This is a genomic window from Stenotrophomonas sp. AS012628 (assembly GCF_010608305.1).
In the GTDB taxonomy this organism is placed as follows: Bacteria; Pseudomonadota; Gammaproteobacteria; order Xanthomonadales; family Xanthomonadaceae; genus Stenotrophomonas; species Stenotrophomonas geniculata.
This window is the reverse complement of record NZ_VMBJ01000014.1, coordinates 21,072-41,654: the sequence shown is the minus strand read 5'-3', so window position 1 is coordinate 41,654 and position 20,583 is coordinate 21,072. Positions and strand designations below refer to the sequence as shown.

The following is a 20,583-nucleotide window of genomic DNA, read 5'->3' as shown; positions in this document are numbered from 1 at the left end:
GCCCCTGTTCAGGCTTCACGCGATCATGGCGCCCGGCTGCGCACCATCCACGCAGTCGCCGCAGGAGACAGTTCCATGGCTTCGGTCACGCCCCCCGGTCTGGCCTACGAGGTCGAACACGACCTGGCCAACCATCGCTTCACCGCCCGTGTGCGCGGACAGCTGGCGGTGCTCGATTACCAGATCAAGCGCAGACGCATGGTCATCACCCACACCGAGGTGCCCGAGCCGATTGCAGGCCGTGGTATCGCCGGCGAGCTGACCCGCGTGGCGCTGCGCTTTGCCCGCGAGCAGAAGTACAAGGTGGTGCCGGCGTGTTCCTACGCCGAGGCCTTCCTGCAGCGGCATGAGGAGTACCACGACCTGCTCGTTGGCTGAATGCCAGCGGGCCACGCTTCAGCCATGGCAGGCGATGATGTACAAACATGAACAGGGGATCCCGATGAAGATTGGAAACAACCGGCCATTGCACGGCAGCGTGCTGGCCGGCGTGGTGGGCGTGCTGTTGCTGGCCGGTTGCCAGCGTGAAAGCGAACCGGCACCGGTGGCCGACGGGGCACCTGCCGCCGAGACCACCGCCACAGGCGAAACGCCGGCCACGGAAGCGCCGCTGGACCTGCGCGACGTGATCGAGAACAACGAACGCGAAGTGGTGGGCATCAGCTACCCTGCCGGCATCGACCGCTACCCGGGCCTGGCACGCGCGCTGCAGGACTATGCCACCAGCGCTCGCAGCGACCTGCAGCAGGCACTGGACGGGCTGGGCAATGACAAGCCGACCATGCCCTACGAGCTGTCGCTGAGTTTCGAGAAGCTGCTGGAAACGCCACAGCTGGTGGTGGTCAGTGCCGATGGCAGCCGCTATACCGGTGGCGCCCACGGCGAGCCGCTGGTGGCGCGTTTCGTGTGGCTGCCGGCGCAGCAGCAGATGCTCAGCGCCGACAAGCTGGTGGCCGATGCCAAGGGCTGGAAGGCGATCAGTGATTTCGTTGCCGACCAGCTGCGCGAACGCGTGGCCACGCGGCTCAGCGGCGAGGACATGGACCCGGCCCAGCTGCAGGAATCGCTGCGCAACGCATCGCGCATGATCGCCGACGGTACCGGCCCGCAGGCCGACAATTTCAGCCAGTTCCAGCCGCTGACCGACGACAAGGGGCAGATCACGGCACTGCGCTTTGTTTTCCCGCCCTACCAGGTGGGTCCATACTCGGACGGCACCCAGACCGCCGATGTTCCGGCGGCGGTGCTGTTGCCGCACGTGGCCAAGGACTACGTGGAGCTGTTCGCACGCGGTTGACCGCAGTCGAGGAGGTGGTGTGGATACAGGGTTGCAGGAGCGGGTCGCCGGCCTGCTGCAGGAAGCCGGGGTCCGCATCGGCGGTACCCAGCCACAGGATATCCAGGTGCATGACCCGCGCTTCTTCGCGCGGGTCATGGGCCAAGGCTCGCTCGGCCTCGGCGAGAGCTACATGGAGGGTTGGTGGGATGCCAACGTCCTGGATGATTTCCTCGTCCACCTGATGCAGGCGCACCTGGACGAACGGGTGCACGGTTGGCGCGAAGTGGCCGATGCGCTGAAGGCGCGCCTGTTCAACCTGCAGGTGGGGCAGGGCAGCTACGAAGTCGGCCGCCGCCACTACGACCTCGGCAACGATCTCTACCAGGCCATGCTCGGCCAGCGCCTGGTCTACAGCTGTGGCTACTGGCGCAATGCCGACGATCTCGACACCGCGCAGGAAGCCAAGCTCGACCTGGTGTGCCGCAAGCTGGGGCTGCGCCCGGGTCAGCGTGTGCTGGACATCGGCTGTGGCTGGGGCGAAGCCCTGAAGTTCGCAGCCGAGCGCTACGGCGTCAGCGGCGTCGGCGTGACCATTTCGCAGGAACAGGCCGAGTTTGCCCGCGAGCTGTGCGCGGGGCTGCCGATTGAAATCCGCCTGCAGGACTACCGGGAACTGGACGAACCGTTCGATGCGATTTTCTCGATCGGCATGTTCGAGCACGTCGGTGACAAGAACTACGCCAGCTTCTTCGAGGTGGCCAAACGCTGCCTGTCGCCGCGTGGCCTGCTGCTGCTGCACAGCATCGGCACCAACATCTCCCGGCATCGCACCGATCCGTGGATCGCGCGCTACATCTTCCCCAACTCGATGCTGCCGTCGGCAGTGCAGATCACCCGGGCGTTCGAAGGCCGTTTCGTGCTGGAGGACTGGCACAACTTCGGTACCGATTACGACCTGACCCTGCAGGCCTGGCGACGCAACGTGGAAGCGGCGTGGCCGCAGCTGGACACGCGTTACGACGAGCATTTCCGCCGCATGTGGCGGTTCTACCTGGCCGGATCGATGGCCACCTTCCGCTGCCGGCATGCGCAGTTGTGGCAGCTGGTGCTGTCGCCGGAAGGCGTGCCGGGCGGGTACGTGGCGCCACGCTGATCTGCAAGAGCATCCACGCCATGCGTGGATGACCCAACAAAAAACCGCCCGGTTTCCCGGGCGGTTTTCGTTTCAGGCTGCCGCAGCGGCGATCAGTTGCCGGCGCCGGTCAGGCCACGCTTTTCCAGCAGCGGTTCGATCTGCGGCTCGTGGCCGGCGAAATCGCGGAACAGCTGCATGGCATCCACGCTGCCACCCTTGGACAGCAGCGTGGCGCGGAAGTGGTCGCCGTTCTTGCGGCTCAGGCCGCCGTTGTCCTTGAACCACTTCTGGGTGTTGGCGTCGAGCACTTCCGACCAGATGTAGGCGTAGTAGCCGGCCGAGTAGCCACCCATGATGTGGCTGAAGTACGGGGTCTTGTAGCGCGGCGGAACCGGCGCGTAGTAGATGCCGTCCTTCTCCAGCGCGGCGCGCTCGAAGGCCATCACGTCCTTGGCGGCCGGCACCTGGTCGGCGCCGATCTGGTGCCAGCGCTGATCAAGCATGGCTGCACCCAGGTACTCGGTGGTGGCAAAGCCCTGGTTGAACTTGGCCGCCGCCAGCACCTTGTCCAGCAGCGCCTGCGGCATCGCCGAACCGTTCTGGTAGTGCTTGGCGTAGTTCTTCAGGATGACCGGGTTGTCGGCCCACATCTCGTTGACCTGCGAGGGGAACTCGACGAAGTCACGCGGCACCGAGGTGCCCGAGAAGTACGGGTACTTCACGTTGGAGAACATGCCGTGCAGGGCATGGCCGAACTCGTGGAAGGTGGTGTTCACCTCATCCCAGGTCAGCAGGGTCGGCTGGCCGGCCGGCGGCTTCGGGATGTTCAGGTGGTTGGCGACCACCGGCTTGAAGCCGGTCAGCTTGGACTGCGAAACGTAGGAATTCATCCACGCACCACCGCGCTTTGAGGCGCGTGCATACGGGTCGAAGATGAAGATCGCCAGCTGGCTGCCGTCGGCGTCGAACACGTCGTAGACGGTGACGTCATCGTGGTAGACCGGCAGGTCGGTGCGCTGCTTGAAGGTCAGGCCGAATTCCAGGTTGGCGGCATGGAACACGCCGTTCTCCAGCACGTTCTTCATTTCGAAGTACGGCTTCAGCTGCGACTCGTCGAAGTTGTACTTGGCCTGGCGCACCTTCTCGCTGTAGAAGGCCCAGTCCCACGGTTCCAGCTTGAACGTCGGCTTGCCCGCGGCCTTCTGTTCCTGGTCGATCATCGCCTGCAGGTCGGCGGCTTCGCGCTTGGCGTTGGCCACGGCGGCCGGGGCCAGCTTGCCCAGCATCGCATTGACCGCTTCCGGGGTCTTGGCGGTCTGGTTGGTCAGGTTGTAGGCGGCGAAGTTCGGGAAGCCCATCAGCTTGGCCTTGTCGGCACGCAGCTGCATGATGCGCGAGACCAGCGCGGTGTTGTCGAACTCACCGCCACGGCTGCCACGGCTGACCGACGCTTCGTAGATCTTCTGGCGCAGGGCGCGGTTGGCCAGGTTGGTCAGCGGCGGCTGGCCGGTGGTGTTGAGCAGGGTGATCACGTACTTGCCGTCCTGGCCGCGGGCCTTGGCGGCTTCGGCAGCGGCGGCGATCTGCTCCTTGGACAGGCCGTCCAGCTCCTTGACGTCGTCGACGGTGATTGCCGAAGCGTTCACTTCCGACTGCACGTTCTGGCTGAACTTGGTGCCCAGGTTGGCCAGCTCGGCGTTCATTTCCTTCAGCTTGGCCTTGTCGGCGTCGGACAGCTTGGCGCCGGCGCGCACGTAGTTGTCGTAGTACTTCTCGACCAGGCGCACGCCTTCGGCGTCCAGGCCCAGCTGGCTGCGGGTGTCGTACAGTGCCTGGATGCGCGCGAACAGCTTGCCGTTCAGCGCGATCGCATCGCTGTGCGCGGCGAACTTCGCCGAGTAGTCGGCCTGCAGCTTCTTGCGGGTGTCGTTGGTATCGGCGCCCACCAGGCTGAAGAACACGGTGGTCGCGCGGTCGAGGATGTCACCGCTCTTTTCCAGCGCGATGATGGTGTTGTCGAAGGTCGGCTTGGCCTTGTTGTTGGCGATGGCCTCCACTTCCTTCAGCTGCTGCGCCATGCCGGCGTCGAAGGCCGGGGCGAAGTCGCTGTCCTTGATCTTGTCGAACTGCGGGAAGTGCAGCGGCAGCGGGCTTTCGGCGAAGAACGGATTGGCCTGCTGGGCATGGGTGCTGGCAGCCGGGGTGGCGGCGCCGGCGGAGAAGGCGGGCAGGGCAAGGCCGAGGGACATGGCCACGGCAAGGGCAAGGCGAGTGGTCAAGGTAGGAACTCCGGTAAGGCAGACAAGGGCCCGAGGTTAACCCGGCCGGCCGCGCCCGCACTTGTGTCAAAAGGCATGCTGGTGGGGCCGGGCGCGGGTACCATGCATTCACCGCCCACGGCCCGCCATCATGACCAGCGCCTACGATTTCAGCTTCCGTGACCTCGACGGCCAGCCGCAGGTGCTGGATCAGTACCGGGGCCGTCCCTTGTTGCTGGTGAACGTGGCCAGCCGCTGTGGTTTCACCCCGCAGTACACCGGGCTGGAGCAGCTGTGGCAGGACTACCGCGAGCGTGGCCTGGTGGTGATCGGCTTCCCCTGCAACCAGTTCGGCGCACAGGAGCCGGGGGACGCGGCGCAGATCCGCCAGTTCTGTTCGCTGGATTACCCGGTCAGCTTCCCGTTGTCGGAGAAGATCGAGGTCAACGGCGAGGGCGCGGATCCCTTGTGGGCCTGGCTGTCACGCGAGAAGCGCGGCCTGCTGGGCAGCACCCGCATCAAGTGGAATTTCAGCAAGTTCCTGGTCGATCGCCAGGGGCGGGTGGTGTCGCGGCATGCGCCCACCACCAAGCCGGAGCAGCTGCGCGACGAGATCGAAGCGCTGTTGTAACACGCCCTTGTTCGCGCTGGAGGCGATGTACGGCGTCAGTGCCCCAGCGGCGCCGCCCCTGCCTCGCGGTTGCGCACCTCTTCGGGCAGTGCATCGATCACCTGTTGCATGATCTGCGGCAGGCTGGCCTCGCTGTAGCCGCGGTGGGCATGGGCGATGGTGCCGTCGCGGCCGACGATGAACATGTGGGGTACTGCGACGATGCCGAATTGCTCGGCCAGCGCGCCGCCGGGATCATGCAGGTACTCCAGCTTCGGCCAGTCGCGCTGACGGATCAGACGGCTGACTTCCAGTCGGGGTTCGCCCCAGTTGACCGCGTAGACCTTCAACGCGTCCTCGCCGACCACCTGTTGCAGATGGGCCAGGATCGGAAGTTCCTTGCGGCAGGGGCCGCACCAGGAGGCCCAGAAGGTCACGATCACGACCTTGCCGCGCTGCTCGGCCAGATTGACCGGATTGCCCTTGCGGTCGTTGCCCAGTGCCTGCGGCGGCACGTCGCCACGGGCGGGCGGCGCAGCCCACGCCGGAGCCGCCGCCAGCAGAAGACCGGCAATCGCCCACGCCCGCATCCGGTGCGGGATCCATGTGTCCATCATCCGTGTATTCCCCAGGAGGGCCATCGGCCCGTGTGTGGCGGACCATGCCGGCAATGCGCAGGGCATGCAACAGGTCGGGTGCAGAGGCGGGGGCGGTGCCCCGCGCTTTACTTCTCGACGAACGCGCGCTCGAACACGTAGTGGCCCGGCTGGCCGATGCGCGGCGAGACCTGGAAGCCACGCGCGTCGAGCACGGTGCGCAGGTCGGCCAGCATCTGCGGGCTGCCGCAGATCATCGCGCGGTCGTTTTCCGGGCTCAGCTCCGGCAGGCCGAGGGTGCGCTGCATCTCGCCGCTCTCCATCAGCTGGGTCAGGCGGCCCTGGTTGGCGAACGGTTCACGGGTGACGGCCGGGTAGTACAGCAGCTTGTCGCCGATCATCTCGCCCAGGAACTCATGCTCACGCAGTTCCTTCTCGAAGTAATCGCGGTAGGCCAGGTCCTTTTCGTAGCGCACGCCGTGGCACAGGATCACCTTCTCGAAGCGCTCGTAGGTTTCCGGGTCCTTGATGACCGACAGCCACGGTGCCATGCCGGTGCCGGTGCCCAGCAGATACAGGTTCTTGCCCGGGTGCAGGTCGCTGATCAGCAGGGTGCCGGTGGGTTTCTTGCCAACCAGCACCTTGTCGCCCGGCTTGATGTGCTGCAGGCGCGAGGTCAGCGGTCCGTCCTGCACCTTGATGCTGAAGAACTCCAGATGCTCTTCCCAGTTGGCGCTGGCGATGGAATAGGCGCGCAGCAACGGCCGCGCCTCGGTTTCCAGGCCGATCATCACAAACTGGCCGTTCTCGAAGCGGAAGCCGCTGTCGCGGGTGGTGGTGAAGCTGAAGTAGGCGTCGGTCCAGTGACGGACCTCAAGCACCGTTTCGGCGCCGAAAGCGGAGGACATGGGCGTATCTATCGAAAGTCGTCGGGGGTGATTCTATCTCAAATGAGACGGGTTCTCATTAGGCGGAACGAGAGGCGTTCTCAGCGGTAACCCGCCGCCTGCAGCTCGAACAGCTCGGCGTACCGTCCTCCCTGGGCCATCAGCTGCTCATGGGTGCCGCTGGCCTCGATGCGGCCATCGGCCAGCACCAGGATGCGATCGGCCATGCGTACCGAGGAAAAACGGTGGGAAATCAATACTGCGGTGCGATTATCCGCCAGTTCCCTGAACCGCTGGAACACTTCAAACTCACTTCGGGCATCCAGCGCTGCGGTTGGCTCATCCAGGATCATCACCTGCGCATTGCGCATCCACGCGCGGGCAATGGCGATCTTCTGCCATTGGCCACCGGACAGGTCCACGCCCTGCTTGAAGCGGCGGCCGATCAGCTGGTCGTAACCGCCGGGCAGGTCGTCGATCACGTCCTCGGCCATGCCGCGCCGCGCGGCGTCGGCGATGCGTGCCTGGTCGTCCATCGCCTCGACCTGGCCGACGCCGATATTCTCGCCGGCGCTGAGGTTGTAGCGCACGAAGTCCTGGAAGATCACCCCGAGGTTGGCGCGCAGGTCGTCCAGGTCGTAGTCGCGCAGGTCACGGCCATCGAGCAGGATGCGGCCCTCGTCCGGCTCGTACAGCCGCGCCAGCAGCTTCACCAGCGTGGTCTTGCCCGCTCCGTTCTCGCCGACCAGGGCCAGCACTTCGCCGGCGTGCAGCTGGAAATCCAGATGGCGCACCGCCCACTGCTCGGCATCGGGATAGCGGAAGCCGACGTTCTCGAACACGAAGCCCTGGCGGATCGGCTGCGGCACGCGCACGGCGCCTTCACACGAGTGGATTTCCGGCTGGATCTGGAAGAACGAGAACAGGTCATCTAGATACAGCGCCTGGCTGGCCACCTGCGAGAACCCGATCAGCAGGCCTTCCAGCAGCTGGCGCAGGCGCAGGAAGCTGCCGGCGAGGAAGGTCAGGTCGCCGATCGAAAAGTCGCCGCGCACCGTGCGCCAGGCGATGTAGGCATAGGCGGTGTAGTAGCCCAGCGTGCCCAGCGCGGCCAGCAGCGTGCCCCAGAACGCGCGGCGCCGGGCCAGTGCACGGTTGGCCTGGAACAGCGCCACTGACAGCCGCCGGTAGCGCTCCACCAGGAAGCGGTGCAGGTTGTAGATCTTCACTTCCTTGGCCGTTTCCACGCTGGCGCCGAGCTGGCGCAGGTAGTCGAGCTGGCGGCGCTCGGGCGTCCACTGGAAGTTGAGGCTGTACCCGGCCGCGTTGAAGTGCGATTCGCCGATGAAGGCCGGCACCAGCGCCAGCGCCAGCAGCAGGATCAGCCACGGCGCGTAGACCAGCAGGCCGACGGCAAGGCTGGCCACGGTGATCGCGTCCTGCACCTGGCCGAACAGTTGGCTCATCAGGTTCATCCGGCCCATGGTCTGGCGCCGCGCACGGTCCAGCTTGTCCTGCAGGTCCGGATCCTCGAAGTCCTCCAGATCCAGCGTTGCCGCGTGTTCCATCAGCCGGATGCTGGTGACGTTGGCGAACAGTTCCGAGAGCAGGGCATCGGCGTAGCTGACCAGCCGGCCGAGCAGGTCCGAGGCGATGGCCAGGCCGAATTCCAGCGCCAGCAGGCCCAGCAACGGATTCAGCACGCCGCTGGACAGCGCTTCGCCCAGCGGCGGGAAGCCAGCGTCGTGCTGGCTCAGGTGCAGGGCGCTGTCGATGATCAGCTTGCCGACGTAGAGCATCGCCACCGGCAGCAGTGCACGGATCAGGCGCAGCCCGAGGCTGGCCAGGGTGAGCGCAGGGCTGGTCTGCCAGACCATGCGCAGGAAAGGCGGCAGGTTGCGCATCGCCCTGAAGCGCTGGCGCAGGCTGGGTTTCTTCGCGGCGGCAGCGCCAGCGGTGGGGGTAGCAGGCATGCGCGTATTGTGCGCGTCGGACGCGTGCAGATGGGGTCAGTGCAGCCGTGTGGCCGGCACCGGGATCAGATCCCTTTGCAAAGCGAAGGGATCCAGCCCCCCGTATCCACGCATGGCGTGGATCTACCGTGTCGACCAAGGTCGGCACCTACCAGCAGCAGGGAACTGTCGAAGGCGGGGTGGGCCCGGTTGCGGGGGTGTCCGCGGCATGGATGCCGCGGCCAAGCCCCCAGGGATGGGTCCACGGCGTCCCCCGCAATCGGGTTCACCTCGCCTACCCACAGGAAACCAGCTTTTGACGTTGCTGTTGTTTCGGCTGTTGCTTCTGCGGGTGCCGGGCGGCAGCCCGGCCAACAAAACCCTCTTACGGCAGCGGTGGCAGCAGGCCCGCGCCCAATCGGTTCCAGGCGTTGATCACGGCAATGCCCATGCTCAGGTCACTGATGCCCTTCTCATCGAAATGCGGCGCCAACGCATCGAACGCCGCCTGCGACGGCGCACCGTCGGTCAAACGGGTCAGCGCCTCGGCCCAGCCCAGTGCTGCGCGTTCGCGTGCATCGAAGAAGCGGCTTTCGTGCCACGCGGGCAGGGTGTCCAGCTTGCGCGGCTCGATGCCGCCCTTGCGCAGCGCGGTGCCGTGCATGTCCATGCAGTAGCCGCAGCCGTTGAGCTGCGACACGCGCAGGAACAGCAGTTCCATCAGGGTCGGATCGATCGAACTGTCATGCACCGCCTTGCTGGTGGCCAGCAGGCCCTTGAAAGCGTCGGCAGCCAGGCGGGTGTAGGGGACGCGGGGAGAGGCGTGGTCGGACATGTTCGGCTCCACGGCGGCCACGATGGCCACCTTTCACTACCAGGACGCCGCAGCACCCTCGCGCGTGACAACTGTCGGCAGCTTTTCCGGATTCAGCACGCTGTAGACGTTGGCGATGCGGCCATCGATCACCTCGATGGTGGTGACCGAGTGCAGCCGATCGCCGTGGAAGCGCAGGATCGCCGGTTCGCCGTTGACGTAGCCCAGCTGCGCCGGATGCACCGCGCCGCGACGTGCGATGGCCCAGAACAGGCGGCCGATGCGCTCGGCGCCCAGCAGCGGCCGCACCGCTGCGGTGACCACGCCGCCGCCGTCGGAGACCAGCAACGCATTGGTGTGCAGCAGGGCCTGGATCGCCTCGCTGTCGCCAACCTGGGAGGCTTCCATGAAACGCGCCAGCAGCTGCCGGTGCTGGCTGGCATCGGCGTTGAAGCGTGGCCGTCCGGACTGCAGGCGTTGCCGGGCGCGATGCACCAGCTGCCGGCAGTTGGCCTCGCTGTGGCCGATCAGGTCGGCGATCTCGCGATAGTCGTGGTCGAAGGCCTCCTTCAGCAGGAAAGCGGCGCGTTCTTCGGGGCCGAGTTGTTCGAGCAGGGTCAGGAAGGCGACCGAGACATCGTCGGCCAGCGCATGCAGCTGCGCCGGGCCCGGCGCCGGGTCGGGCTCCAGCGTGACCGCCAGTGGCTCGGCCAGCCACGGGCCGACGTAGTGCGCGCGCTCGCGCCTGGCCGCGCGTAGCCGGTCCAGGCCGAGCCGGGTGGTGGTGGTGACCAGCCAGGCTTCGGCATCGCGGACGCTGGCCGGATCGGCGCCGGACCAGCGCAGCCAGGCATCCTGGACGACGTCTTCGGCGTCGGCGCGGCTGCCGAGCAGGCGGTAGGCCAGGGCCATCAGGCGCGGGCGGTGGGTCTGGAAAGCGGTTTCAGCGTTCATGTGGGCAAGGACGCCGCAGTGGCGCATGGCGTGACAGAGGGCTTGCGCGGATAGTGCCGGCCGGCGGCCGGCACTACCACCCCGCGGCCGGGGGAGGGGGTAAAATGGGCGGATTACCCCCGCCAGCCTCGAGCAAGCGAGCAAGACGTGACATCGATCAAGCAGGAAGACCTCATCCAGTCCATCGCCGACGCGCTGCAGTACATCTCGTACTACCACCCGGTCGACTACATCAAGAATCTTGCCGCCGCCTACGAGCGCGAGGAGTCGCCGGCCGCGAAGGAGGCGATGGCGCAGATCCTGATCAATTCGCGCATGTGCGCCGAAGGCCACCGTCCGATCTGCCAGGACACCGGCATCGTCACCGTGTTCCTGGAAATCGGCATGGACGTGCGTTGGGATGACGCCACCATGGGCGTGGAAGACATGGCCAATGAAGGCGTGCGCCGCGCCTACATGCACCCGGACAACAAGCTGCGCGCCTCGGTGCTGGCTGATCCGGCCGGCAAGCGCATCAACACCAGGGACAACACCCCGGGCGTGGTCAACGTCAAGGTGGTGCCGGGCAACACGGTCGACGTGATCGTCGCCGCCAAGGGCGGTGGCTCGGAAGCCAAGACCAAGTTCGCCATGCTCAATCCGTCCGACTCGATCGTCGACTGGGTGCTGAAGACCGTGCCGACCATGGGCGCCGGCTGGTGTCCGCCGGGCATGCTCGGCATCGGCATCGGTGGCACCGCCGAAAAGGCGATGCTGCTGGCCAAGGAAGCGCTGATGGAGCCGATCGACATCACCGAGCTGCAGGCCCGTGGTGCGTCCAACCGCATCGAAGAGCTGCGCCTGGAGCTGTACGAGAAGGTCAATGCACTGGGTATCGGTGCGCAGGGCCTGGGTGGCCTGACCACCGTGCTCGACATCAAGATCAACGATTACCCGACCCACGCGGCCAACCTGCCGGTGGCGATGATCCCGAACTGCGCGGCCACCCGCCACGCGCACTTCACCCTGGACGGCAGCGGCCCGGTGATGCTGGACCCGCCGTCGCTGGAGGACTGGCCGAAGCTGACCTACGATTCGTCCAAGGGCACCCGCGTGGACCTGGACACGATCACGCCGGAGGACGTGGCCAGCTGGAAGCCGGGCCAGACCCTGCTGCTCAACGGCAAGCTGCTGACCGGCCGTGACGCCGCGCACAAGCGCATGGTCGACATGCTCAACAAGGGCGAGGAACTGCCGGTCGACCTGAAGGGGCGTTTCATCTACTACGTGGGCCCGGTTGATCCGGTGCGCGACGAAGTGGTGGGCCCGGCCGGCCCGACCACGGCGACCCGTATGGACAAGTTCACCGAGCAGGTGCTGGCGCAGACCGGCCTGCTGGGTATGGTCGGCAAGGCCGAGCGCGGCCCGGCCGCCATCGAGGCGATCAAGAAGCACAAGTCGGCCTACCTGATGGCGGTCGGCGGTTCGGCCTACCTCGTGTCCAAGGCGATCAAGGCGGCCAAGGTGGTCGGTTTCGCCGACCTGGGCATGGAAGCGATCTACGAGTTCACCGTGCAGGACATGCCGGTGACCGTGGCAGTGGATTCCACTGGCGAATCGGTACACAAGACCGGCCCGCGCGAATGGCAGGCCCGCATCGGCAAGATTCCGGTGGTGGTGGAGTAAGTCTTCCGCTTCCGTTTCAGGCAACGGCGCCCGCGTGGCGCCGTTGTTGTGTGCAGCCTGCCCGCGCGCGGCCTGCTCTGCCAACGTACTGGCCGGCGTACTGGAAGGGAGTCCATCGTGCTGCAGTGGTCGCGTGTTTTCGTGTTGCTGGTCGCTACGCTGGCGTGCAGCGCCTGCGGGCCACGTTATTTCGTCGAGCCACCCACCCACGAAGCGGGGAAGATCTGCGCGTCGGCCTGCGAGAGCCAGAAGGCGACGTGCGACTTCCACAACCGCGCCCGTGCCGAATCGGATCAGCGGAGCTGCGAAAGCGAGAAGAGCCGGATCATCAGCCGTTGCAGTGGTATCGCCGACGACAAGCAGCGGCACAACTGCGAAGGGGGCAACGGTGCCGGCAACTACTGCGGTCCCCCGGCGCTTCCTTCATGCAGTGCCCCGTACGCCCAGTGCCTGCTCTCCTGCGGCGGTACCGTGAATGACGTCCGCAGCGACACCGGTATTCCCGTGTACTGATCGCGGCACGCGTAGGTGCCTGCACGAGTAACCGTAGTCTGCTAGGGTCGGCACTCCCCTGCACTGGATGTGCCCATGCGCCTGCATCGATCCGTCGCGGCTGTGTTCCTGCTGGTCCTGGCCGGCTGCAGCACAACGTCATCCTATGAAGGTGCGGATTTCTCCGCCTCCTCGCAGTGCCGCATGCAGTGCCAGGCCGACTATCGCAGCTGCATGGCGCGGGGCAGCACCGGCAACAGTGCCTTCAGCTGCGAGCAGCAGGCGGTGCCTGCGCCGGACAAGCGCTGCAAGGACGTTGCCAACCCCGAACTGCGCCGTGCCTGCGAACTGAAGGCGCATGACTGCACGATGCGCGCGCCGATGATGTCCTGTGGCGAACGCCGGGATTCCTGCATGAGCAGCTGCGGCTGAGCAACGATCGCGCGCGCGGGCGCATAATCGGCGGATCCACCTGCACAGGATCTTCCGCATGAGCACCACGCTGTATGGTTCGACCAGTACTGCCGCCCTCGTGGTGCATTGGCTGTTGATCGAGCTGGGCATCGAGCACGAGTTGGTGCTGCTGGATTTCGACGCGCGCGAGCACAAGTCGGCGGAGTACCTGGCGCTGAATCCGGCCGGTGTGGTGCCGACGCTGCTGATCGATGGCTTGGTACTGACCGAAGCGGCGGCCATTGCGTTGTACCTGGCTGATCGCCATCCGGACGCCAACCTGCTGCCCCCGGTGGGTACGCCACAGCGTGCCGATGCCTACCGATGGATGTTCTGGTGTGCCAATACGCTGCAGCCCGCCTATCGCGCCTGGTTCTACCCGCATGAAATGGCGGGGGAGGCGAATATCGAGGCGAGCCGCGAGATGGCCCGTCAGCGCCTTGAAGCGGCCTGGCAGCATGTCGCCACGCACCTGCAGGTGCATGGTCCCTACCTGCTGGGCGTCATGCCCTGCGTGGTCGACTACATGCTGGTGATGCTGATGCGCTGGTCGCGCGGCATGCCGAAGCCCAGCGACACCTGGCCGGTGCTGAAGGCGCATGCCACGTCGATGAAGGCGCGCCCGGCGTTCGCCGAGGTGTATCGCCGCGAGGGCATCACCGACTGGCGATAACCAAAAAAGGGGACGGAGGGAATTAAGTCGTTTGTGCACAAACGACTTAATTCCCTCCGTCCCCTTTTTCGGGCTAGAGGATCTCCAGCACCGTTTCCGGCGGGCGGCACAGCCGTGTGCCCTTGGGCGTGCGCACCACGGGGCGGTTGATCAGGCGCGGGTGTTCGGCCATCGAGGCCAGCAGCGTGGCCTCGTCCGCATCTTCCAGGCCCAGTTCGGCGAACTGCGATTCCTTGCTGCGCACCAGATCACGCGCGCTCAATCCGGATTCGGCCAGCACCTGGCGCAGTGTGGCCACATCGGGGGGATTGCCGAGGTACTCGATCACCTCCGGATCGAAGCCCGCATCGCGGATCAGCTTCAGTGCGCCGCGCGAGTTGCTGCAGGCCGGGTTATGCCAGATCGTCACGTCCATCAGAACCACTCCAGCAGCGACACGCCCACACCCACGTAGGTGGCTTTGTGGTTGTAGTCGATCAGGCTTTCGCCGTAGCCGTCGAAGATCTGCACATGGCCGCGCAGCAGGTTGCTGATCGGGAAGCCGTAATCCAGCTGCAGGGCGCCGTGCGAGCGGCTGCCGGTGCGCAGCGAATGACGCGCCATCAGCGAGACTTCATGGCCGTTGCGGTTCCAGGTCAGGGTCGCGTCACCGCGGCCCATGTAGTCCTCGATGTCCGGATTGTTGTCGTCGCTGCGGGTCTCGGGAATGCGGTACCACGGACGCAGCACCAGTGCCCAGTTCTCACGGTCCAGGCCGATGTTGAGCATCACCCGGTTCCAGCTGCGCGACAGCGGATCAGCGCGGCCGTTGGACTGATGGTTCAGTGCGATGCCGGTCATGCGCCCGCGCCAGCCACCGATCGAGTAGCCGTTGCGGAATACCATCATCACTTCCGGCTCGTAATTGGTTTCGCGGAACGGGCGCGAATCCTCGCCGTTGTAGGCCTGCCAGCGCGAGCTCTGGGTGTAGCCGGCCCAGATATCGCCGTTGTCGCCGAACAGGTTCTCGGCGATCTTGGTCTTGAAGCTGATCTGGAACTTCAGTTCGGCACTGTCGAGCACCTGCGGGGTGGTGACCGTGTTGGCCGGGTTCGGCGAATGCGGCGTGGTGTTGCGGTCGCTGGTCCAGAACGCCGGCAGCAGGTATACCGGCTTGTAGGCACGCAGCTGGAACGGGCCCAGCTTGGAGTCCTCGGCCAGCTCCCAGCGGCTGTCCAGCAGCGAACCGCGTCCGGCGTTGGCCAGCGCGCTGTCCGGTGCTGCCGGACGGAACAGGTCGCTGACCCGTTCGCGCAGTTTCTCTTCGCCCTGGCTCACGCGTGCGGTCTGGCGCTCTTCGCGACGGGCCTGCGCGGCCGCCTCGGCAGCGGCGTCGGCAGCCGCCGTGGCCTGCGGGGTGTGCGCGAACAGGCGGTCATAGCAGGCCAGGCGCGCGGCGTCGGTGGTGATGGCGGCACACGCCGCCGGCGAAGTGTCGGTGCTGGGCACGAATTCCTGCGCGGCCAGCGGCGCACTGGCCAGGGCCAGCGCCAGCGGAGCGAGGCGGGGAAGCAGCGGGGGGAGGGTCATTCCAGCAGGCCCTTCGGTGAATACGGGAATCGCACAGTGTGGCGGCTGTACCGGATCGCGGCCAGCCCCTACGGTTTATGCACGGCCACTGCGTGCGTGTAGCGTGAAGGCTGCACCGGTCACAGGAACCAGGCGAAGGCGAACAGCCCCAGCATCGCGATCACCACCGCCAGCTTCAGCGCCAGGCCGAGCAGGATGCCGAGCCAGGTGGCCAGGCCGACCTTGGTCGAGCGGCCCAGCTCGCGGGTGTGCCAGTACTCGCCGAGCAGGGCGCCGATCAACGGGCCGGCGAACAGGCCGATCGGCATGAAGAACAGGCCGACGATGCTGCCGAGGAACGTGCCCCATAGCGCCTTCCGGCTGGCGCCCACCCGTTGTGCGCCCACCACTGTGGCCAGCACGTCCGCCAGCAGCGAGAGCACGGTCAGTACACCCAGTGCGACCAGGGTTGGCCAGCCCACATGGGCGAAGCCGTCGGCCCAGGCCGCCAGCAGCAGTCCGATGAATACCAGCGGGATGCCGGGGAGGGCTGGCAGGATGATCCCGGCGACGCCGACGAGGACAAAAATGACCGCTAGCAGATATAAGATGAATGAGAGTCCCATGCTGTCCCGTATGGTGGCCGTTTTGGGGTTGACAGTGAAAGATTTTGCCAGTTGCTTTTTCGTTTTGGGCGGGTTAAGTTGCAGTCGCTGAGCTTGGCAAGGTCACCGTGGATCGTGGCCTGATGAAGCAAGATCTTCCCGATCCGCTGCATCGATGCACCTCGCTTCCCCCTTGCTTGTCAGCCGCCCACCAGGCGTTTCCAACAACAAGAGAGAGTCAAAGGGAGTTAGTGAGATGGCTGATCGCGAGACCGGTACCGTAAAGTGGTTCAATGATGCGAAGGGCTTCGGCTTCATCAGCCGGCAGAATGGCGAGGACGTGTTCGTGCACTTCCGCGCCATCGAGACCCAGGGCTTCAAGAGCCTCAAGGAAGGCCAGACTGTGAGCTTCGAAGTCGTGCAGGGCCAGAAGGGTCTGCAGGCTGACAAGGTGCAGCCGGTGTAATGCCCGCCGCCTGTCGGCATGAAAAAGGCCCGCGCAAGCGGGCCTTTTTCGTTGCGCATGGCCCGGTGCGGGTCAGCGCAGGATGACCTTGCCGTTGACCACGCGCACGTAGGTGTTTTCGCGGATGCCGCCGAGGTCACGCTGGTTGACCACGATGGTGCGGCCATCGTCCATGCGCACGCTGATATCGTAGGTGTCGCTGGTCACGTTCTTCTGGATCTGGTTGCCGGCCAGCGCGCCACCGACTGCGCCCGCAGCGGCGGCGATGTTCTTGTTGCCACGGCTGCCACCGGTGTGGTCGGAGATCTCGTGGCCGGCCACGGCGCCGACGATGCCGCCCAGGATCGCGCCGGTCGCGCTGGGGGCGGTACGGCCGGACTGCACGGTATTGATGCGGGTGACGATGCCGCAGTCAGCGCAGCGGCCCTGGTTGTAACCGCCGTTGTTGCCGTAGCCGCCATTGTTGTAGCCGTTGTTGTAACCACCACCGCCGTAGCCAGGCGAGGTGGCACAGCCTGCCAGGGCGAGGGTAGCGATGGCGCTGGCGGCAATGAGCTGGATCTTCATGGGGCGTCTCCTGGCCGTGAAGGCGGGTGTCTGGGGTGGTACTGCGTCATGCAGCAGGGTGGACGAATCGTCTCCTTTCGAACGTGAACGACGCGCCAACCGTGCATGCCTTGCCCGGCTGCAGGATGAATGCGGCTCAGCGGAAGTCCTGGTGGCAGGCGCGGCAGTCGGCCTGCACGGTTTCCACCACTTGGGCCAGGGCCGTGCAGTCGCTGGGCGGCGCGGCCAGGGCGGCGTTGAGGTTGCCACGCAGCTGGCTGGCATGCTGCTGGAACTGCGCGTTGTCCTTCAGCCCGGGAAAGGCCAGATCGAGGTCGTTGGACAGCAGGCGCAGGGCCTGCAGGCGCGGCACGCTGTCGGCCAGGCTGCAGCGGTTCTGCTGCTGGGCCTGCTGCAGCAGCTGCGATTGCCGTTGCATCACCTGCATCAGGCTGTCCGGGAACGGGTCGCGGCGCGCCTGCAGGGCGCGGCCCACCATCACCGTGGCGATCAGGCCGATCAACAGTCCCAGGCCGAGCACGAACAGATAGCGGTAGGCGGTGGACGGGCGGCGGGGTGGGCTGGCGTTCATGGCGGGCTCTCCGGGCGTGCAACGGTGGGTTCGATGCCGGCGCGCTGCAGGCGCTGGCGCCTGCACGTTAAAATAGCGGGATGAATGAACAGGTCAAACAACGCTTCGCCGGCATCGAACGGCTGTATGGCGTGGGTGCGCTCGAGCGCCTGCAGGGCAGCCGCGTGGCGGTCGTGGGCATGGGCGGCGTCGGCTCATGGGTGGTGGAAGCGCTGGCCCGCTCGGCGGTCGGCCACCTGACCCTGATCGATGCCGATGACATCTGCGTCTCCAACACCAACCGGCAGCTGCCGGCGATGGAAGGCAACTACGGCCGCAACAAGGCCGAGGCGATGGCCGAGCGCTGCCGCGCGATCAACCCGGACATCGAGGTCGATGCCGTGCAGGCGTTCCTGACCGTGTCGAACATGGCGGAGCTGCTGGACCGGGGCTTCGATCTGGTGATCGATGCCTGCGACAGCTTCAGGGTCAAGGTCGAGACGATTGCCTGGTGCCGTCGCCGCAAGCTGCCGCTGCTGACCGTCGGTGCCGCCGGTGGCCGTACCGATCCGACTCTGGTGCGCATCCGCGACGTCTCGCGCACCGAGCACGACGCCATGCTGGCGCTGATCCGCAAGAAGCTGCGCAGCGAGTTCAATTTCCCGAAGAACGCCAAGCGCTACTTCGGTGTGCCGGCAGTGTATTCGCTGGAGAACGTGAAGTATCCGCAGGCTGATGGCAGCGTCTGTGGCATCCGCCCGAACCTTGGCGCCGATGCGGCGTTGAAGCTGGACTGCGGCGCCGGCCTGGGTGCGGCGACCCATATCACTGGCGCGTTCGCGTTCGCGGCGGTGGGCAAGGCGCTGGAAATGCTGCTGGAACCGAAGAAAGTGAAGGCCGAAGCGGTAGAGGCCAGCGAGGTGTGATGGATCGTGCCGGCCAGCGGCCGGCACCTGCCGTTACATTGCCGGCAGCGCGAACAGGCGTCGTGCATTCTCCGTCGTGGCCTGGGCCACTGCGTCCAGCTCCATCCCGCGCAGCGCGGCCACGTGGCGGGCGATGACCGCCAGCCGTGCCGGTTCGTTGCGCTGGCCGCGGATGCCGGCGTCAGGCTGGTCGGGCGCGTCGGTCTCCAGCAGAAGCTGTTCCAGCGGCATGTCGCGCACCAGCCGCTGCAGGCGCTGCGCGCGTTCGTAGGTCAACGGGCCGCCGAGCCCGAGCAGGAAGCCCTGCCGGTGCAGTTGTGCCGCCTGTTCCGGACTGCCGGAAAAGCTGTGCACCACGCCGCGCAGGCCGCCGATGCGACGGATCGCGGCGATCACCACGTCCACCGCGCGCCGTGCATGCACGATCACCGGCAGCTCGAACTCACGGGCCAGTTGCAGCTGGCCGAGGAAGTACGCCTGCTGCGTCTCGGCATCCAGGCCTTCGACAAAGAAGTCCAGGCCGCATTCGCCGATCGCGCAGGGGCGTTCGCGCTCGATCCACTCGCGCAGCAGCGGCAGGTGGCCGGGCCGGTGCTCGGACAGGAACATCGGGTGCAGGCCGTAGGCCGGGTACAGCCCAGGCGCCTGCTGGCAGACCTCCCTCAGCTTCGGCCAGCTGGCTGCGGTCACCGCCGGCACCACCTGCAGGCGCACGCCAGCGGCCTGCGCGCGTGCGATCACGGCGGCGCGGTCACTGTCGAACTCGCCGGCATCGAGATGGCAGTGGCTGTCGACCAGCAGGCTCAACGCTGTTCCAGCGACGGCGGCGCCGTGGCGGTGTTGCGGCTTTTCCAGTTGGCCAGCAGCAGGGTGCCGAAGCCGAGTACCAGTTCATCGACGAACGGGATCGGGTCGGGGATGAACAGGGTCAGCACGAACAGGCCTGCGGTGAGCTTGAACAGGGTGGGGTAGCGTAGCCGGCGCGCCCATTGCAGTACCGGCAGCAGCATCGGGTTGGCCATGGCGGGGGTCCTCCTGGGGAATATGCAAACGCTACCACGGGCCCAGCATTTCCCGATGCTGAATGGGTTACGGGAATGAGCAGGAAATGTGGAGATTCCGTTCAGGCAGCGCATGCTGCAATCTGGTCCGAGAACGTTGCGGATGGTCCGCAAGGAGCAGGTCATGAAAAGCACAACTACAACTGTCCTGGTCGCAGCGGGCGCGCTGCTGGTCGGTGGTATCGCCACCGCCGCCTTCATGAAGAGCGGCGACACGTCGCCTGATTCCATCAGCGCCGGAACCCCCAATGGCGAATCGCGCCTGGTCGATGGCAACGCCACTGACGATGGCGCGCGTGGTGACACGCTCGACCCGTCGGCACCGCGTGGGCTGGAATATGCCGATGTGCTGAAGGTCGACCCGATCACCGAGAAGCAGAAGGCCTACGCCACCGTGATCGGCACCGATGCGGTGCGCGAGACCTCCACCACCCAGACACCGCATGAAGTCTGCCAGGACGTGACGGTGCAGGAGCGCCTGCCGGAACGTGACGGCAACGTCGGCGGCACTGTGGTCGGTGCTGTGGTGGGTGGCCTGCTGGGCAACCAGGTCGGCGGTGGTAACGGCAAGAAGGCCGCGACCGCGGCCGGTGCCGTGGCCGGTGGCTTCATCGGCAACCAGATCGACAAGCGCCACGTGGGTGGCCGCGTGGTCAACCGTACCGAGCGCCAGTGCCACACCGAGACCGCGACCTCCGAGTCGAGCCGTGTTACCGGCTACAACGTGACCTACCGCAACGAGGACGGCACCACCGGCACCATGCGCATGGCCAGCAAGCCGGGTAACCGCATCGCCATGGGCACCAACGACGTGGTGAAGGGCTACAACGTGACCTATCGCTACGACGGCGCCGAGAAGACCGTGCGCATGGACAACAAGCCGGCCAGCGATCGCCTGCCGGTGGTCGATGGCCAGCTGGTCACGCAGACCGCTGCCGCCGGTGCCACTGCAGCCACCACGCGCCAGTAATCTGGAAGCAGCATGCAGTACCCCACGGGCCGGCTCATGCCGGCCCGTTTCGTTGCAGCCGGCGAAATTCATCCGTGCGGAGCGCGAATCCACCATCATGGACGCTTCCTTCGACATGGAGC

24 protein-coding genes are annotated in these 20,583 nt (G+C 66.2%); 11 read left to right on the top strand and 13 right to left on the bottom strand.

The genetic code is table 11. From position 1 onward, the window contains the following. Positions 1-75: 75 nt before the first annotated feature. From G5A07_RS08850 to cfa, 3 genes are read left to right on the top strand one after another with little or no spacing between them, the layout of a single operon-like run. Positions 76-378 (top strand): GNAT family N-acetyltransferase, encoded by a 303-nt coding sequence (locus G5A07_RS08850; protein ID WP_006455911.1) that lies wholly within the window; start codon positions 76-78, stop codon positions 376-378. A gap of 37 nt (positions 379-415) precedes the next feature. Next, entirely contained in the window at positions 416-1,297 is an 882-nt protein-coding gene (locus tag G5A07_RS08845) for a DUF3298 and DUF4163 domain-containing protein (RefSeq protein WP_191863175.1), read from the top strand. Between the two features lie 19 nt (positions 1,298-1,316). Further along, positions 1,317-2,432 (top strand): cyclopropane fatty acyl phospholipid synthase, encoded by a 1,116-nt coding sequence (gene cfa, locus G5A07_RS08840; RefSeq protein ID WP_057503449.1) that lies wholly within the window; start codon positions 1,317-1,319, stop codon positions 2,430-2,432. A gap of 92 nt (positions 2,433-2,524) precedes the next feature. On the opposite strand, the gene G5A07_RS08835 is transcribed toward cfa, so the two are convergent. After that, positions 2,525-4,693 (bottom strand): M3 family metallopeptidase, encoded by a 2,169-nt coding sequence (locus G5A07_RS08835; protein WP_126559431.1) that lies wholly within the window; start codon positions 4,691-4,693, stop codon positions 2,525-2,527. A gap of 130 nt (positions 4,694-4,823) precedes the next feature. On the opposite strand from G5A07_RS08835, the gene G5A07_RS08830 reads away from it, so the two are divergent. Beyond that, positions 4,824-5,303 carry a glutathione peroxidase gene (locus G5A07_RS08830; RefSeq protein ID WP_171954537.1) on the top strand — a complete coding sequence of 160 codons (480 nt, stop codon included), beginning with the start codon at positions 4,824-4,826 and terminating at the stop codon, positions 5,301-5,303. Positions 5,304-5,338: 35 nt separating this feature from the next. On the opposite strand, the gene G5A07_RS08825 is transcribed toward G5A07_RS08830, so the two are convergent. The 5 genes from G5A07_RS08825 to G5A07_RS08805 all read right to left on the bottom strand — a co-directional run bounded on the left by G5A07_RS08825 (position 5,339) and on the right by G5A07_RS08805 (position 10,485). After that, the gene (locus tag G5A07_RS08825) at positions 5,339-5,896 is read right to left on the bottom strand and encodes a TlpA disulfide reductase family protein (protein WP_248853721.1); all 558 of its coding nucleotides are present in this window, start codon (positions 5,894-5,896) and stop codon (positions 5,339-5,341) included. A gap of 110 nt (positions 5,897-6,006) precedes the next feature. Then, positions 6,007-6,786, bottom strand: a complete 780-nt coding sequence (locus G5A07_RS08820) for a ferredoxin--NADP reductase (RefSeq protein ID WP_010486777.1) — start codon at positions 6,784-6,786, stop codon at positions 6,007-6,009. Between the two features lie 80 nt (positions 6,787-6,866). Next, a complete protein-coding gene (locus tag G5A07_RS08815; protein ID WP_191863174.1) occupies positions 6,867-8,738 on the bottom strand; it encodes an ABC transporter ATP-binding protein in 1,872 nt (623 codons plus the stop codon). A 364-nt stretch (positions 8,739-9,102) separates the two neighbouring features. Beyond that, positions 9,103-9,552 carry a carboxymuconolactone decarboxylase family protein gene (locus G5A07_RS08810; protein ID WP_108765615.1) on the bottom strand — a complete coding sequence of 150 codons (450 nt, stop codon included), beginning with the start codon at positions 9,550-9,552 and terminating at the stop codon, positions 9,103-9,105. Positions 9,553-9,588: 36 nt separating this feature from the next. Continuing rightward, the gene (locus tag G5A07_RS08805) at positions 9,589-10,485 is read right to left on the bottom strand and encodes an RNA polymerase sigma-70 factor (protein ID WP_191863173.1); all 897 of its coding nucleotides are present in this window, start codon (positions 10,483-10,485) and stop codon (positions 9,589-9,591) included. A gap of 147 nt (positions 10,486-10,632) precedes the next feature. On the opposite strand from G5A07_RS08805, the gene G5A07_RS08800 reads away from it, so the two are divergent. From G5A07_RS08800 to G5A07_RS08785, 4 genes are all read left to right on the top strand, one after another. Further along, positions 10,633-12,150: a fumarate hydratase gene (locus G5A07_RS08800; RefSeq protein ID WP_049409314.1), complete on the top strand. Its 1,518-nt coding sequence runs from the start codon at positions 10,633-10,635 to the stop codon at positions 12,148-12,150. Positions 12,151-12,267: 117 nt separating this feature from the next. After that, positions 12,268-12,663 carry a hypothetical protein gene (locus G5A07_RS08795; protein WP_191863172.1) on the top strand — a complete coding sequence of 132 codons (396 nt, stop codon included), beginning with the start codon at positions 12,268-12,270 and terminating at the stop codon, positions 12,661-12,663. A 75-nt stretch (positions 12,664-12,738) separates the two neighbouring features. Then, positions 12,739-13,074: a hypothetical protein gene (locus G5A07_RS08790; protein ID WP_043401568.1), complete on the top strand. Its 336-nt coding sequence runs from the start codon at positions 12,739-12,741 to the stop codon at positions 13,072-13,074. 58 nt (positions 13,075-13,132) lie between these two features. Then, positions 13,133-13,768 (top strand): glutathione S-transferase family protein, encoded by a 636-nt coding sequence (locus tag G5A07_RS08785; protein ID WP_191863171.1) that lies wholly within the window; start codon positions 13,133-13,135, stop codon positions 13,766-13,768. 73 nt (positions 13,769-13,841) lie between these two features. On the opposite strand, the gene arsC is transcribed toward G5A07_RS08785, so the two are convergent. The 3 genes from arsC to G5A07_RS08770 all read right to left on the bottom strand — a co-directional run bounded on the left by arsC (position 13,842) and on the right by G5A07_RS08770 (position 15,942). Next, positions 13,842-14,183 carry an arsenate reductase (glutaredoxin) gene (arsC, locus tag G5A07_RS08780; protein ID WP_191863170.1) on the bottom strand — a complete coding sequence of 114 codons (342 nt, stop codon included), beginning with the start codon at positions 14,181-14,183 and terminating at the stop codon, positions 13,842-13,844. Further along, complete coding sequence (locus tag G5A07_RS08775; protein WP_019337376.1) at positions 14,183-15,337, bottom strand: phospholipase A; 1,155 nt, start codon at positions 15,335-15,337, stop codon at positions 14,183-14,185. Before G5A07_RS08775 ends, arsC begins: the two co-directional genes overlap by 1 nt. Positions 15,338-15,456: 119 nt before the next feature. After that, positions 15,457-15,942, bottom strand: a complete 486-nt coding sequence (locus G5A07_RS08770) for a DUF456 domain-containing protein (RefSeq protein WP_159360370.1) — start codon at positions 15,940-15,942, stop codon at positions 15,457-15,459. A gap of 235 nt (positions 15,943-16,177) precedes the next feature. Between G5A07_RS08770 and G5A07_RS08765 the strand changes: the two genes are divergently transcribed. Further along, the gene (locus tag G5A07_RS08765) at positions 16,178-16,387 is read left to right on the top strand and encodes a cold-shock protein (protein WP_010486802.1); all 210 of its coding nucleotides are present in this window, start codon (positions 16,178-16,180) and stop codon (positions 16,385-16,387) included. 72 nt (positions 16,388-16,459) lie between these two features. Here G5A07_RS08765 and G5A07_RS08760 read toward each other — a convergent pair whose 3' ends face one another. Continuing rightward, entirely contained in the window at positions 16,460-16,954 is a 495-nt protein-coding gene (locus G5A07_RS08760; RefSeq protein ID WP_010486804.1) for a glycine zipper 2TM domain-containing protein, read from the bottom strand. Positions 16,955-17,090: 136 nt separating this feature from the next. Then, positions 17,091-17,525, bottom strand: a complete 435-nt coding sequence (locus tag G5A07_RS08755) for a cytochrome c (protein WP_043401586.1) — start codon at positions 17,523-17,525, stop codon at positions 17,091-17,093. Between the two features lie 80 nt (positions 17,526-17,605). Here G5A07_RS08755 and G5A07_RS08750 point away from each other — a divergent pair, with 80 nt between their 5' ends. After that, a complete protein-coding gene (locus G5A07_RS08750) occupies positions 17,606-18,430 on the top strand; it encodes a tRNA threonylcarbamoyladenosine dehydratase (RefSeq protein ID WP_010486808.1) in 825 nt (274 codons plus the stop codon). A gap of 33 nt (positions 18,431-18,463) precedes the next feature. Here the strand turns inward: G5A07_RS08750 and G5A07_RS08745 are convergent, their stop codons facing one another. Together G5A07_RS08745 and G5A07_RS08740 are read right to left on the bottom strand one after the other, a co-directional pair. After that, positions 18,464-19,237 (bottom strand): TatD family hydrolase, encoded by a 774-nt coding sequence (locus G5A07_RS08745; protein ID WP_043401589.1) that lies wholly within the window; start codon positions 19,235-19,237, stop codon positions 18,464-18,466. After that, positions 19,234-19,452: a DUF6116 family protein gene (locus G5A07_RS08740; RefSeq protein WP_010486812.1), complete on the bottom strand. Its 219-nt coding sequence runs from the start codon at positions 19,450-19,452 to the stop codon at positions 19,234-19,236. The genes G5A07_RS08745 and G5A07_RS08740 overlap by 4 nt, the downstream gene beginning before the upstream one ends. Positions 19,453-19,615: 163 nt before the next feature. Between G5A07_RS08740 and G5A07_RS08735 the strand changes: the two genes are divergently transcribed. Then, positions 19,616-20,461: a glycine zipper 2TM domain-containing protein gene (locus tag G5A07_RS08735; RefSeq protein ID WP_010486814.1), complete on the top strand. Its 846-nt coding sequence runs from the start codon at positions 19,616-19,618 to the stop codon at positions 20,459-20,461. Positions 20,462-20,583 lie beyond the last annotated feature (122 nt).

Bases quoted from the DNA above. Each gene is read 5' to 3' on its own strand.
- G5A07_RS08850 (WP_006455911.1), top strand. From the start codon at position 76: ATGGCTTCGGTCACGCCCCCCGGTCTGGCCTACGAGGTCGAACACGAC.
- G5A07_RS08845 (WP_191863175.1), top strand. From the start codon at position 416: ATGTACAAACATGAACAGGGGATCCCGATGAAGATTGGAAACAACCGG.
- G5A07_RS08830 (WP_171954537.1), top strand. From the start codon at position 4,824: ATGACCAGCGCCTACGATTTCAGCTTCCGTGACCTCGACGGCCAGCCG.
- G5A07_RS08825 (WP_248853721.1), bottom strand. From the start codon at position 5,896: ATGGACACATGGATCCCGCACCGGATGCGGGCGTGGGCGATTGCCGGT.
- G5A07_RS08820 (WP_010486777.1), bottom strand. From the start codon at position 6,786: ATGTCCTCCGCTTTCGGCGCCGAAACGGTGCTTGAGGTCCGTCACTGG.
- G5A07_RS08815 (WP_191863174.1), bottom strand. From the start codon at position 8,738: ATGCCTGCTACCCCCACCGCTGGCGCTGCCGCCGCGAAGAAACCCAGC.
- G5A07_RS08810 (WP_108765615.1), bottom strand. From the start codon at position 9,552: ATGTCCGACCACGCCTCTCCCCGCGTCCCCTACACCCGCCTGGCTGCC.
- G5A07_RS08805 (WP_191863173.1), bottom strand. From the start codon at position 10,485: ATGAACGCTGAAACCGCTTTCCAGACCCACCGCCCGCGCCTGATGGCC.
- G5A07_RS08790 (WP_043401568.1), top strand. From the start codon at position 12,739: ATGCGCCTGCATCGATCCGTCGCGGCTGTGTTCCTGCTGGTCCTGGCC.
- G5A07_RS08785 (WP_191863171.1), top strand. From the start codon at position 13,133: ATGAGCACCACGCTGTATGGTTCGACCAGTACTGCCGCCCTCGTGGTG.
- arsC (WP_191863170.1), bottom strand. From the start codon at position 14,183: ATGGACGTGACGATCTGGCATAACCCGGCCTGCAGCAACTCGCGCGGC.
- G5A07_RS08775 (WP_019337376.1), bottom strand. From the start codon at position 15,337: ATGACCCTCCCCCCGCTGCTTCCCCGCCTCGCTCCGCTGGCGCTGGCC.
- G5A07_RS08770 (WP_159360370.1), bottom strand. From the start codon at position 15,942: ATGGGACTCTCATTCATCTTATATCTGCTAGCGGTCATTTTTGTCCTC.
- G5A07_RS08765 (WP_010486802.1), top strand. From the start codon at position 16,178: ATGGCTGATCGCGAGACCGGTACCGTAAAGTGGTTCAATGATGCGAAG.
- G5A07_RS08760 (WP_010486804.1), bottom strand. From the start codon at position 16,954: ATGAAGATCCAGCTCATTGCCGCCAGCGCCATCGCTACCCTCGCCCTG.
- G5A07_RS08755 (WP_043401586.1), bottom strand. From the start codon at position 17,525: ATGAACGCCAGCCCACCCCGCCGCCCGTCCACCGCCTACCGCTATCTG.
- G5A07_RS08750 (WP_010486808.1), top strand. From the start codon at position 17,606: ATGAATGAACAGGTCAAACAACGCTTCGCCGGCATCGAACGGCTGTAT.
- G5A07_RS08740 (WP_010486812.1), bottom strand. From the start codon at position 19,452: ATGGCCAACCCGATGCTGCTGCCGGTACTGCAATGGGCGCGCCGGCTA.
- G5A07_RS08735 (WP_010486814.1), top strand. From the start codon at position 19,616: ATGAAAAGCACAACTACAACTGTCCTGGTCGCAGCGGGCGCGCTGCTG.